The 13,040-nt window shown below is 53.7% G+C and carries 11 protein-coding genes; all 11 read right to left on the bottom strand.

From position 1 onward, the window contains the following. Nucleotides 1-4 precede the first annotated feature (4 nt). The 11 genes from tolA to sucA all read right to left on the bottom strand — a co-directional run bounded on the left by tolA (nucleotide 5) and on the right by sucA (nucleotide 12,906). The gene (tolA, locus tag AAGQ96_RS06270) at nucleotides 5-1,399 is read right to left on the bottom strand and encodes a cell envelope integrity protein TolA (protein WP_342755081.1); all 1,395 of its coding nucleotides are present in this window, start codon (nucleotides 1,397-1,399) and stop codon (nucleotides 5-7) included. Between the two features lie 29 nt (nucleotides 1,400-1,428). Then, nucleotides 1,429-1,860, bottom strand: coding sequence for a colicin uptake protein TolR (gene tolR, locus AAGQ96_RS06265; protein ID WP_147196326.1), 432 nt, complete (start codon nucleotides 1,858-1,860; stop codon nucleotides 1,429-1,431). Between the two features lie 14 nt (nucleotides 1,861-1,874). Beyond that, nucleotides 1,875-2,552: a Tol-Pal system protein TolQ gene (tolQ, locus tag AAGQ96_RS06260; protein WP_174822379.1), complete on the bottom strand. Its 678-nt coding sequence runs from the start codon at nucleotides 2,550-2,552 to the stop codon at nucleotides 1,875-1,877. A gap of 5 nt (nucleotides 2,553-2,557) precedes the next feature. Then, nucleotides 2,558-2,962, bottom strand: a complete 405-nt coding sequence (gene ybgC, locus AAGQ96_RS06255; RefSeq protein WP_147196322.1) for a tol-pal system-associated acyl-CoA thioesterase — start codon at nucleotides 2,960-2,962, stop codon at nucleotides 2,558-2,560. A 321-nt stretch (nucleotides 2,963-3,283) separates the two neighbouring features. Beyond that, the gene (cydX, locus tag AAGQ96_RS06250) at nucleotides 3,284-3,394 is read right to left on the bottom strand and encodes a cytochrome bd-I oxidase subunit CydX (RefSeq protein WP_147196320.1); all 111 of its coding nucleotides are present in this window, start codon (nucleotides 3,392-3,394) and stop codon (nucleotides 3,284-3,286) included. Nucleotides 3,395-3,409: 15 nt separating this feature from the next. Then, nucleotides 3,410-4,549, bottom strand: coding sequence for a cytochrome d ubiquinol oxidase subunit II (gene cydB / locus AAGQ96_RS06245; protein ID WP_342755080.1), 1,140 nt, complete (start codon nucleotides 4,547-4,549; stop codon nucleotides 3,410-3,412). Between the two features lie 15 nt (nucleotides 4,550-4,564). Further along, the gene (cydA, locus tag AAGQ96_RS06240; protein WP_342755079.1) at nucleotides 4,565-6,133 is read right to left on the bottom strand and encodes a cytochrome ubiquinol oxidase subunit I; all 1,569 of its coding nucleotides are present in this window, start codon (nucleotides 6,131-6,133) and stop codon (nucleotides 4,565-4,567) included. A gap of 576 nt (nucleotides 6,134-6,709) precedes the next feature. Beyond that, nucleotides 6,710-7,582, bottom strand: a complete 873-nt coding sequence (gene sucD, locus AAGQ96_RS06235) for a succinate--CoA ligase subunit alpha (protein ID WP_147196314.1) — start codon at nucleotides 7,580-7,582, stop codon at nucleotides 6,710-6,712. Continuing rightward, nucleotides 7,582-8,748, bottom strand: a complete 1,167-nt coding sequence (gene sucC, locus AAGQ96_RS06230) for an ADP-forming succinate--CoA ligase subunit beta (protein ID WP_147196312.1) — start codon at nucleotides 8,746-8,748, stop codon at nucleotides 7,582-7,584. Before sucC ends, sucD begins: the two co-directional genes overlap by 1 nt. A gap of 106 nt (nucleotides 8,749-8,854) precedes the next feature. Next, a complete protein-coding gene (gene odhB, locus AAGQ96_RS06225; RefSeq protein ID WP_147196310.1) occupies nucleotides 8,855-10,084 on the bottom strand; it encodes a 2-oxoglutarate dehydrogenase complex dihydrolipoyllysine-residue succinyltransferase in 1,230 nt (409 codons plus the stop codon). 14 nt (nucleotides 10,085-10,098) lie between these two features. Beyond that, nucleotides 10,099-12,906 (bottom strand): 2-oxoglutarate dehydrogenase E1 component, encoded by a 2,808-nt coding sequence (gene sucA / locus AAGQ96_RS06220; RefSeq protein ID WP_147196308.1) that lies wholly within the window; start codon nucleotides 12,904-12,906, stop codon nucleotides 10,099-10,101. Nucleotides 12,907-13,040 lie beyond the last annotated feature (134 nt).

Here is a 13,040-nt window from a genome sequence, read left to right as displayed (position 1 = left end):
ATTCTTATGGTTTGAATTCGAGCACCGCATCTTTAGTCGCCTGATAAACCTCAGCACTTGGCGGCTTAGGAATTCTTGCCATGCGGGCGGCGTTAATCGCAGCCTGACATAAAGCAGAATCGCCCCCTGCCGGCGTGGCAGAAATCAGTAAGCCATCCGGTGCCAGTTTGATACGCACATCACAGGTTCTGCCTTTGAAGGTATCGGAGTCATAGAACTTACTCTCAATCGCCCCTTTCACCTGTCCAATATAGCTGTCAATTGCCGCGCCTGAAGCCCCGGCCTTCTTCTGGTTGCCCTGACCCGCCGCGCCGCCGGACTTGCCTTCTTTCGGCGCATTTTTGCCGGAAGTCAGCCCGCCCAGTAAATCGTCAACGTCACTGCTATCTTTCGCAGCTTCAGCTGCCGCTTTTTTCTTCGCATCTGCCGCAGCTTTGGCTTTTGCGGCAGCATCCGCTTTGGCTTTCGCAGCTGCATCGGCTTTGGCCTTCGCCGCAGCGTCTGCTTTGGCTTTTTCAGCGGCTTCGGCTTTTTCCTTCGCAGCTTCAGCAGCCTTCTCTTTTGCTGCCTCAGCGGCTTTTTCTTTCGCGGCTTCGGCTTTTTCTTTCGCCGCCTGCGCCGCTTTCTCTTTCGCTTCCTGCGCCTGCGCTTTGGCATCCGCAGCGGCCTGGGCTTTCGCCTCCTGCGCGGCTTTCACTTTAGCGGCTTCGGCAGCGGCCTGTTTCGCTTCGGCTTCCGCCTGTTTTTTGGCATCGGCGGCGGCTTTTTTCGCTTCAGCGTCTGCTTTTTTCTGTGCATCAGCGGCGGCTTTCGCCTGCGCATCAGCCTGTGCTTTTGCATCAGCCTGCGCTTTCGCGGCGGCAGCGGATTTCGCCTGGGCAGCCGCCTGCGCTTTGGCTTCTGCGGCTTTAGCCTGCGCATCCGCCTGCGCTTTTGCCTCTGCTTTAGCTTGCGCCGCAGCGGCTTCGGCCTGCTTCTGCTCGGCCTGAGCCTGCTTCGCGGCCTCCTGCGCTTTTTTCTGTTCGGCAGCCTGTTGGGCCGCTTCTTTTGCTTCCTGCTGAGCCTGAAGGCGTTCTTTTTCCAGCGCTTTCAGACGCTGTTGATCGGCGGCCTGCTTCTGCTGCAACTCTTCCGCCTGCTGCTGAGCGGCTTTCTGGCGCTGCTGTTCCGCACGCTTACTGTCGCTTTGCTGATTCTGCTGGCGATTATACTGCTCAACTATCGCACCAGAATCGACCATCACAGCATCTATATCGCTACCGCCACCGCCGCCACTGCTGGCGTCGATGTGTTCGTTAAACGAGCTCCAGATCAGGAGTGCAATCAAGAAGATATGCAATATCACTGAAATGATAATGGCGCGTTTTAACTTATCGTTTTGCTCGGTTGCCTTCGACACTCTCGATTCCCAAAAACGGTTCGAATAAATTAAATCGGCTGCGTCATCAGTCCAACAGACTTAACGCCTGCCTGATGCAGCAAGTTCAGCGCCTTAATGATCTCATCATAAGGCACGTCCTTCGCGCCGCCGATCAGGAAAACCGTCTTCGGATTGGCTTCGATACGGCGCTGCGCCTCGGCCATAACCTGCTCAGGCGGCAGCTGCTCCATCCGATCGTGATCGACTACCAGGCTGTACTGCCCCACGCCCGCCACTTCGACAATGACGGGTGGATTATCATCACTGGAGACAGTTTTAGAATCCGTTGCGTCCGGCAGATCGACCTCCACGCTTTGCGTAATGATTGGCGCCGTTGCCATGAAGATCAGCAGCAGAACCAGCAGAACATCAAGCAGAGGAACAATGTTGATCTCGGACTTCATGTCGCGGCGACCGCCGCGACCACGCGTTCTGGCCATAATACTCTCCGCTCTTACTTGCTGTTCTCGCTGGAGAACGCCTGACGGTGCAGAATAGCCGTGAACTCTTCCATAAAGTTATCGTAATTCTGTTCCAGCTTGTTCACGCGTTGGTTAAGACGGTTGTACGCCATTACCGCAGGGATTGCCGCGAACAGACCGATAGCGGTGGCAATCAGCGCTTCAGCAATACCCGGCGCAACCATCTGCAAAGTCGCCTGTTTAACCGCGCCCAGTGCAATAAAGGCATGCATAATGCCCCATACCGTACCGAACAGGCCGATATAAGGACTAATAGAGCCCACGGTGCCAAGGAAAGGAATATGGTTTTCCAGCGTTTCCAGCTCGCGGTTCAAAGAAATACGCATCGCACGCGTTGCCCCTTCGACCACCGCTTCTGGCGCATGGTTATTAGCGCGATGCAGACGGGCAAATTCCTTGAAGCCTGCATAGAAAATCTGTTCAGAACCGCCTAACTCGTCACGGCGAGACTGGCTCTCCTGATAGAGACGCGACAGTTCAATACCTGACCAGAACTTGTCTTCAAAGGCATCCGCCTCGCGCCCGGCCGCATTTAAAATGCGCGTGCGCTGAATAATGATTGCCCAGGAGGCGATAGAAAATCCAATCAAAATCAACATGATAAGTTTGACCAGAAGGCTAGCCTTCAGGAACAAATCAAGAATGTTCATGTCAGTCACTGCATAAACTCCGCGACAATAGACTTGGGAAGCGCAATGGGCTTCATCAGATGTGGATTGATGCAGGCGATCAGAACCTCCGCTTCATTCAGCGTCCGTCCTTCTGCATTAACAATACGTTGTGTGAATGTCATAGTCGTTCTGGTCATTTTTGACACCTCACTCTGCACCTCAATTAAATCATCAAGACGCGCAGGGGCAAGGTAATCAACCGTGATACGACGCACGACAAAGCCAACCTGCTGCTCAAGCAGCACCTGCTGGCTGAAATGGTGCTGACGCAGCATCTCAGTTCGTGCCCGTTCATAAAAAGCGACATAGCTGGCGTGGTAAACCACCCCCCCGGCATCGGTGTCTTCGTAGTAGACACGGACCGGCCATCGAAACAGCGTTGTACTCACTCTACATCCCGGTATGGCTTTTAAACGTTGCTACTATACGCAAGAGCATACGCCTTTGGAATGGATTGCCAGAGGGTAAATAAAATAATTATCCTTTGGAAACAACTTAGCTGTTTTCGGGAGAAATCTTAAACAAATCCTGACGCAAGCGGCGAGCAAAGCAGCATTGAATGGCGGGAGGTCACGGTTAAAAATCGGGCAGTTTGTCCCCCTGCCCTGTCGGGATTGAAAAAGAGGCGACTTTTACTACCCGCAGTGGCACGGAGATAAAAAAAGAGCCCATGACGGGCTCTGTTTCAAAACTGACCGATGCCTTGATGGCTACGGTTTTTCCTGCGCGGCACTGTCTTCAATATGTTCAATCGCCAGCGCGGTAATGATGCCAAATGCACAGGCCAGTAGCGTGCCAAGGATCCAGGCGAAATACCACATAGTTCAGCTCCTCAATTAATAGAGAGAATGGGTGTTGTCTTCAATCTGCGCTTTGGTCAGTCGACCCGCCATTTTGTAGTAACACCAGGTTGTATAAGCCAGGATGATCGGCACGAAAATAATGGCGGCTACGGTCATGATTTTTAGCGTCAACAGGCTGGAGGTCGCATCCCACATTGTCAGGCTAACATCAGGCACCGTGCTGGAAGGCATAATAAACGGAAACATCGCTACGCCCGCAGTGAGGATCACGCAGGCCAGCGTCAGTGAGGAAAACACAAACGCCCAGCCCCCTTTTTTTAATCGTGAACAGAGGAGAGTCAGTAGCGGTAACACAACCCCCAGCAGCGGAATGCTCCACAGCACAGGCATCGCGTTGAAGTTCACCAGCCAGGCTCCCGCCTCACGACTGACGGTTTTCGTCAGGGGGTTGGACGCGGCGTTATGATCCACTACCGAGGTCACCACATAGCCTTCAATTCCACGCATTACCCAAAGACCAGCCACTACAAAACAGACCAGCATCACGCAAGCTGAGATCTGCGCGGCGATACGGGAACGGAGGTGCAGTTCACCCACCGTACGCATTTGTAAATATGTCGCGCCCTGGGTCAGGATCATGGTGACGCTAACAATGCCTGCCAGCAGCGCAAACGGATTCAGCAGCTGGAAGAAATTACCGGTATAGAACAGACGCAGATATTCATCCGCATGAAAAGGCACGCCTTGCAGCAGGTTGCCAAAGGCCACGCCGATCACCAGCGGCGGCACAAAGCTGCCGATAAAAATTGCCCAGTCCCACATGCCGCGCCAGCGTGGATTTTCGATTTTTGAACGATAGTCAAAACCCAGCGGACGGAAGAAGAGTGAGGCCAGCACCAGGATCATCGCGACATAAAAGCCTGAGAAGGCTGCGGCATAGACCATTGGCCAGGCAGCGAATAACGCGCCGCCTGCGGTGATTAGCCAAACCTGATTGCCGTCCCAGTGTGGCGCAATGCTGTTAATCATAATGCGGCGTTCGGTATCCGTTCGCCCCAGAAGACGGCCAAGCATACCCACGCCCATATCAAAGCCGTCCGCGATGGCGAAGCCAATCAGCAGTACGCCGATCAGCGCCCACCAGACGAAACGCAACAGTTCATAAGTTATCATTTTTTCTCTCCTGTTCTAACGTTTCTGGGGAGCAGCAATCGTCGATTGTTCATAGTGATAGCGGCCCGTTTTCAAACTGCTGGGGCCAAGGCGAGCAAATTTGATCATCAGGTACATTTCCGCAATCAGAAAAAGCGTGTACAGGCCGGCAATCAGGATCATTGAAAATAGAAGATCGCCGGTAGTCAGGGAGGAATTTGCCACGCCAGTTGGCAGCACTTCACCAATCGCCCATGGCTGGCGACCATATTCCGCAACGAACCAGCCCGTTTCGACAGCGATCCACGGCAGCGGAATGCCAAACAGCGCGCATTTCAACAGCAGCCTGCTTTTTCCAATACGGTTACGGACCACGCTCCAGAAAGCGCAGCCGATAATCAACAGCATCAGAACGCCGCAGGCGACCATAATGCGGAAAGAGAAATAGAGCGGCGCGACGCGGGGGATAGAATCTTTAGTCGCCTGACGGATTTGCGCTTCGCTGGCATCCGTCACATTTTCCGTATAGCGCTTCAGTAAAAGACCATAACCGAGATCGTTCTTCACTTCGTCAAAAGCATTTTTTACAGCCGGATCGCTGTTGCCTGCCCGTAATTGCTCAAGCAAATGATAAGCCTGCATGCCGTTACGAATACGGATCTCATGCTGATCCAGCAGATCCCGCAACCCGGTAACTTGTTGATCAACAGAGCGCGTCGCGATCAGTCCCAGCGCCCAGGGGATTTGGATTGCATAGTGGTTTTGCTGCGCGTCCTGATCCGGGAGGCCGAATAGCGTGAAGGCCGCAGGCGCCGGTTGCGTTTCCCACTCCGCTTCAATGGCCGCCAGCTTGGTTTTTTGTACGTCGCCCATTTCATAGCCGGACTCATCGCCCAGCACGATAACCGAGAGGATCGCTGCCATGCCAAAACTGGCGGCAATTGCAAAAGAACGCTTTGCAAAAGCGACATCGCGACCGCGCAGCAGATAATAAGCGCTGATGCCCAGTACAAACATTGCGCCGGTGGTATAGCCTGCCGCGACGGTATGCACGAATTTGACCTGTGCAACCGGATTCAGCACCAGCCCGGCGAAACTGACCATCTCCATACGCATGGTTTCGAAATTGAATTCTGACGCGACCGGATTTTGCATCCAGCCATTCGCAACCAAAATCCACAGCGCGGATAAATTCGAGCCCAGCGCCACCAGCCAGGTGACGGCCAGATGCTGACGCTTACTCAGACGCTCCCAGCCGAAAAAGAACAGGCCGACGAAGGTTGATTCAAGAAAAAAGGCCATCAGGCCTTCAATAGCCAGCGGAGCACCAAAAATATCGCCGACGTAATGGGAATAATAAGACCAGTTGGTACCGAACTGAAACTCCATTGTCAGCCCGGTTGCCACGCCAAGCGCAAAGTTAATGCCAAATAACTTGCCCCAAAACTTGGTCATATCCTTATAAATTTGTTTGCCTGAAAGCACATAAACCGTTTCCATTATGGCCAGCAGAAACGCCATCCCCAGCGTTAACGGGACAAACAGGAAATGATACATTGCAGTTAAAGCAAACTGTAAGCGCGACAGTTCAACAATATCTAACATTTTAACTCCTTGCTCATAAATTGGCGCAGACAGGCTGTGCAATCCAGCATTGCAGCCTAAAAGGTAAAGGGTTCAAAAAGGCATTGAAGCCTGATTGCAGGCCAGGCGCCGTCAGGACGTTCCCCAGGAATACGTTGTTCATAATTATTTCTATTTTTAGCGCGAGCGCGCCATGCTTTTGTCAAACAGTTCCGACAGCCGGAAAACGACAAAAACATTAATTTTTATTATTAAACAAATTCACTGTTTTGATGCAGGGCAATTTAATATGAAAACAGTTTTTTTATCCAGATCCCGCAATTGATATAAATCCTGTTTTTTTGATCTTAATTAAGTTCGTATGAAATGAAAGGCGCGTAATTTTCTTGATTGTTGCACATTTGTTTTTTAAATTAAGTTTGTTCTTTAATTATTCATAACAATATCGTTTATTTAACGCCTGTTCATACTGGCATAATAGTTAATTTTTTTAATCTGCATTGTTTATTAATGGCCCGAGAGTCGTGCGCTGAAACCCCTATTAACAGCAAAAAAAAAAGCCACCCGAAGGTGGCCAGTTTTAGCGCTTACTCGTCGTTAAGCAGGCAGTACGGCTTTCACTGCATCGCCAATATCGGCAAGGCTGCGCACCGTTTTCACACCCGCAGCTTCCAGCGCAGCAAACTTCTCGTCTGCCGTGCCTTTACCGCCCGCGATGATCGCGCCTGCATGACCCATACGCTTGCCTTTCGGCGCGGTAACACCCGCGATATAGCCCACAACAGGTTTGGTGACGTGCTCTTTAATGAAGGCCGCGGCTTCTTCTTCTGCACTACCGCCAATTTCACCGATCATCACAATCGCTTCGGTCTGTGGATCGTCCTGGAACAGTTTCAGGATATCGATAAAGTTTGAGCCAGGGATGGGGTCGCCGCCGATACCGACGCAGGTAGACTGACCGTAACCGATGTCAGTTGTCTGCTTCACGGCTTCATAGGTCAGCGTGCCGGAACGGGAAACGATGCCGATACGGCCTGGTTTATGAATGTGGCCCGGCATGATGCCGATTTTGCATTCGCCTGGGGTAATCACGCCCGGGCAGTTTGGACCAATCATCCGTACACCGGCTTCATCCAGCTTCACTTTTACGGTCAGCATATCCAGCGTAGGGATACCTTCCGTAATGGTGATGATCAGCTTGATACCCGCTTCAATCGCTTCCAGGATACCGTCTTTGCAGAACGGTGCCGGAACGTAAATCACGGATGCTGTTGCGCCCGTGGCTTCAACGGCTTCACGCACGGTGTTGAATACCGGCAGGCCAAGATGTTCGGTGCCGCCTTTACCCGGCGTTACGCCGCCTACCAGCTGCGTACCATACGCCAGCGCCTGTTCGGAGTGGAAAGTCCCCTGCCCGCCGGTAAAGCCCTGGCAGATTACCTTGGTGTTTTTATCGATTAAAATGGACATTATTTCCCCTCCGCTGCGGCAACAACGCGCTGTGCCGCGTCACTCAGGCTGGTTGCTGCAATAATATTCAAACCGCTGTCCGCCAGTTTTGACGCGCCCAGCTCGGCATTGTTTCCTTCCAGACGTACCACAACCGGTACGTTAACACCCACTTCTGCCACCGCGCCGATGATCCCATCAGCAATCAGGTCACAGCGCACGATGCCGCCGAAGATGTTAACAAAGACCGCTTTCACCGCGTCGTCAGACAGGATGATTTTAAAGGCTTCGGTCACGCGCTCTTTGGTCGCGCCGCCGCCAACGTCGAGGAAGTTCGCTGGCTGGCCACCGCTCAGCTTAACGATGTCCATGGTGCCCATTGCCAGGCCCGCGCCGTTAACCATACAGCCGATGTTGCCTTCCAGCGCCACATAGTTCAGTTCCCACTGTGCAGCGTGAGCCTCACGGGAGTCTTCCTGGCTTGGATCGCGCATTTCACGCAGTTCTGGCTGACGGAACAGGGCATTGCCATCGGCACCCAGTTTACCGTCCAGGCAGATCAGATCGCCCTGCTTAGTGATAACCAGCGGGTTGATTTCCACCAGCGCCAGATCGCGCTCCAGGAACAGGTTCGCCAGACCCATAAAGATTTTGGTGAACTGACCAACCTGCTTACCGGTCAGGCCCAGTTTGAACGCCAGCTCACGGCCCTGATAAGGCTGTGGACCGGTTAACGGATCCAGCGCCATTTTATGGATCAGGTGCGGCGTTTCTTCTGCCACTTTTTCAATTTCCACGCCGCCTTCAGTAGACGCCATGAACACCACACGACGGGTGCCGCGATCTACAACCGCGCCCAGATAAAGTTCCTGATCGATATCGGTTGCCGCTTCTACCAGAATCTGGTTAACCGGCTGGCCGTTGGCATCAGTCTGATAGGTGGTCAGGCGCTTGCCCAGCCAGTGTTCAGCAAAAGCACGAATCTCTTCCTTGCTTTTTACTACCTTCACGCCGCCCGCTTTGCCGCGGCCGCCAGCGTGTACCTGACATTTCACTACCCACGGACCGGCGCCAATTTTTGAGGCGGCTTCTTCAGCTTCACGTGGAGTGGTGCAGGCATAGCCGACAGGTGCCGGTAAACCATACCGTGCAAAAAGCTGTTTTGCCTGATATTCGTGTAAGTTCATGTTGTTAATCCATCCAGGTCGGAAAAGACTCGGCCGAATCCGGCAAATGCCGGCGTGTCGGCCACACATAGGGTTGGGTGCGGTAACCGCCCGCACCCGACAGGGATTAAACGTCCAGCAGCAGACGTGAAGGATCTTCCAGCAGCTCTTTGATTGCCACCAGGAAGCTGACGGATTCTTTCCCGTCGATCAGGCGGTGGTCATAAGAGAGTGCCAGATACATCATTGGCAGGATCACAACCTGACCATTCACCGCCATAGGGCGATCTTTAATGGCGTGCATGCCAAGGATCGCGCTCTGCGGTGGGTTGATGATTGGCGTGGACATCAGTGAACCGAAGACGCCGCCGTTGGTAATGGTGAAGTTACCGCCGGTAAGCTCGTCTACGGTCAGTTTGCCGTCGCGGCCTTTGATCGCCAGCTCTTTGATTTTCTTCTCGATATCCGCCATGCCCAGCGCATCGATATCTTTCAGTACCGGCGTGACCAGGCCGCGAGGCGTGGAAACCGCAATACTGACATCAAAGTAGTTGTGGTAAACCACATCTTCGCCGTCGATAGACGCGTTCACTTCCGGGAAACGCTTCAGCGCTTCAACCACGGCTTTCAGGTAGAAGGACATAAAGCCCAGGCGAATGCCGTGGCGCTTCTCAAACGCTTCACCATACTGCTTACGCAGATTCATGATTGGCTGCATGTTGACTTCGTTAAACGTTGTCAGCATTGCGGTGCTGTTTTTCGCTTCCAGCAGACGTTCGGCGATACGCTTACGCAGACGAGTCATCGGTACGCGTTTTTCGCTGCGGCCCGCCAGTGAAGGTGCTGGCGCCGCTGTGGCAGCCTGTGGCGCCTTCGCTTCAGCCGGTTTGGCTTCTGGCGCTTTGGCCAGATGTTTTTCCACATCTTCACGCGTCAGACGGCCACCGACGCCGGTGCCTTTGATGGCAGCCGGATCAAGATTGTGTTCCGCAATCAGGCGACGAATAGCCGGGCTGAGCGCATCGTTGCTCTCATCTTCTAACGAAGCGCTCTGGCGCTGAGCCGGAGTAGACTCTTTCGCCTCCGGTTTCGCTGAACTCTCTTTACCGCCGCTGTTGCCTTCTTTCAGGCGGCCCAGCGTCTGACGAGAAGTGACAGTTGCGCCTTCGTCTTCCAGAATCGCTTCCAGCACGCCATCGGCAGAAGCAGGCACTTCCAGCACAACTTTGTCCGTTTCAATTTCTACCAGTACTTCGTCACGCTGGACGGTATCGCCCGGTTTCTTGTGCCAGGTTGCCACGGAGGCATCGGCAACGGACTCAGGCAGGTCGGGAACGAGGATATCTACGCTACTCATTATTTTTCCTTTAATTAATTAACGTTCAGCGCGTCATTTACCAGATCTTGCTGCTGCTGCTGGTGAACGGACATATAGCCAACTGCCGGGGAAGCCGAAGCGGGGCGACCGGCGTAACGTAATGAAGCACCAAATGGCAACACTTCGCGGAAATGATGCTGACTGCAGTACCAGGCACCCTGATTGAGTGGCTCTTCCTGGCACCAGACAAAATCATGCACGTGCGAGTATTGTTGCAGCTTGTCCTGTACCGCCTTATGCGGGAACGGATAGAGCTGTTCGATACGCACGATAGCCACATCGGTCTGCTCGTTTTTGCGGCGTTTTTCCAGCAGGTCGTAATACACTTTGCCGGAACACATCACCACACGCTTAACGCCTTGCGGATCCAGATCGTCAATTTCACCAATCGCCGGCTGGAAGCCGCCGTTAGCCAGCTCTTCCAGTGAAGAGATCGCCAGCGGATGACGCAGCAGAGATTTAGGCGACATCACTACCAGCGGACGGCGCATACCGCGCAGCGCCTGACGACGCAGCATGTGGTAAACCTGAGCGGGCGTGGAAGGCACGCAAACCTGCATATTCTGTTCTGCGCACAGCTGCAAATAGCGTTCAAGGCGCGCTGAGGAGTGTTCCGGGCCCTGACCTTCATAGCCGTGCGGCAGCAGCATCACCAGGCCACACATCCGGCCCCATTTCTGCTCGCCGGAGCTGATGAACTGGTCGATGACCACCTGAGCGCCGTTGGCAAAGTCACCGAACTGCGCTTCCCAAATGGTCAGCGTGCGCGGTTCTGCCGTCGCATAACCGTATTCAAACGCCAGCACCGCTTCTTCAGAAAGAACCGAGTCCCAGACCTTGAACGTGCCCTGGCCGTTATGGATGTGCTGTAACGGCGTCCAGGTCGAACCGTTCGCCTGGTTATGAATAACCGCATGACGGTGGAAGAAGGTGCCACGGCCCATGTCTTCACCAGAAAGACGGCATGGAATGCCTTCATCTACCAGCGTGGCATAAGCCAGGTTTTCAGCAGCCCCCCAGTCGAACGGCTTGTCGCCTGCCGCCATGGCGGCGCGATCGTTGTAAATCTTCGCCACGCGCGACTGCATCTCAATTGCTTCTGGCACGGTGCTGATACGTTTTGCCAGCTCCTGCAACCGTTTCAGATCCAGCGTGGAAGGATAGCTTTCATCCCAGTCATGGTTAAGATACGGCGACCAGGTAAAGGAGTGCAGGCTCATCGGACGCCATTCCGGCACCACGCATTCGCCCGCGTCCAGCGCGTCGCGGTACAGGTTGACCATTTCCGTGGCATCTTCCAGGCTGGCGATATGTTCACGTTCCAGCCTGTCGGCATAAAGCTTGCGCGGCGTCGGGTGTTTCTTGATTTTCTGGTACATTACCGGCTGAGTCGCGCTTGGCTCATCCGCTTCGTTATGGCCGTGACGGCGATAACAAACCAGGTCAATAAAGACGTCGCGTTTGAAGGTGTTACGGAAATCCAACGCCAGGCGGGTAACAAACGCCACCGCTTCAGGATCGTCAGCATTAACGTGGAAAATAGGAGCCAGTACCATTTTGCCGATATCGGTACAGTACTGGGTGGAACGGGCATCTTTCGGGTTGGAAGTGGTGAAACCAATCTGGTTATTGATCACGATACGTACGGTACCGCCCACTTCGTAGCCGCGCGCCTGAGACATGTTCAGCGTTTCCTGAACCACGCCCTGACCGGTCACTGCCGCATCACCGTGAATGGTGATAGGTAATACTTTATTGCTGCTCGGCTCGTCCAGACGATCCAGACGGGCGCGGACCGAACCCATCACTACCGGACTGACAATCTCAAGGTGCGATGGGTTGAACGCCAGCGCCAGATGCACCATGCCGCCTTCGGTTTCCACATCGGACGAGAAGCCCATGTGATATTTCACGTCGCCGGTACCGAGGTGCTCTTTATGCTTGCCTGAGAATTCGTCAAACAGGTCCTGCGGCTTTTTACCCAGCACGTTAATCAGCACGTTCAGGCGGCCACGGTGCGCCATGCCCAACACCACTTCACGCGTACCGCTTTTACCTGCATGCCGAATCATTTCATTCAGCATCGGCACCAGTGCATCACCGCCTTCCAGCGAGAAGCGTTTCGCGCCCGGGAATTTGGCACCGAGATAGCGTTCCAGCCCTTCCGCTGCGGTCAGCTGTTTCAGGAAACCTTTTTTCTCGTCCGTCGAGAAAGAAGCCTGACCCGCCACCGATTCAATACGCTGTTGGATCCAGCGTTTTTCTTCGGTGTTGGTGATATGCATGTATTCTGCGCCAATCGACCCGCAATAGGTTTGCTTCAGCAAATCAAACAGATCGCCTAAACGCATGGTGTCTTTGCCAAACGCAAAAGATCCTACGTTAAAGGTTTCCTGAAAATCCGCTTCGGTCAGATCGTGAAAGGCAGGATCCAAATCCGGTACCGATTCCTGCTGCCACAGTCCCAGCGGATCGAGATTCGCCAGCTGATGCCCACGGAAACGGAAGGCGTTAATCAGCTGTAGAACTTTAACCTGCTTGGCATTGGTATCGGGATCGCTGACGGAAGAGGTATAGCGCGTGGCGTCTTTTGCCAGCCGCTTGAAATACTCGCGGGTTGTCGAATGGAATTGTTCAGGCCTGACTCCAGCGCCAGGAAGCTGCTGGAACAGCGATTTCCAGGCAACGTCAACAGAGTCAGGATCGGTTAGATAGTCCTCATAGAGCTGCTCTATGTAGGTCTGGTTCGCGCCGGCCAGCCAGGAGGAGTCCAGCCACGGTTTCATCGCGCTGTTCTGCATTGTGATCCCTTAAGCATTTTGTGCTTTTTTTTCGCCGTGAAAATTTAACGGAACAAGCATGTCCCGCGCCGCATAAGCGACTTGCCGCAGGCCTTGCTCCGCATTTATCAGCGGGACTCAGCCTGATAAAACAG

It is taken from the genome of Pantoea sp. MBD-2R (genome assembly GCF_039134845.1).
In the GTDB taxonomy this organism is placed as follows: Bacteria; Pseudomonadota; Gammaproteobacteria; order Enterobacterales; family Enterobacteriaceae; genus Erwinia.
Note: the sequence above shows the minus strand (reverse complement) of the source record. Positions and strands in the feature narration are given on the sequence as shown.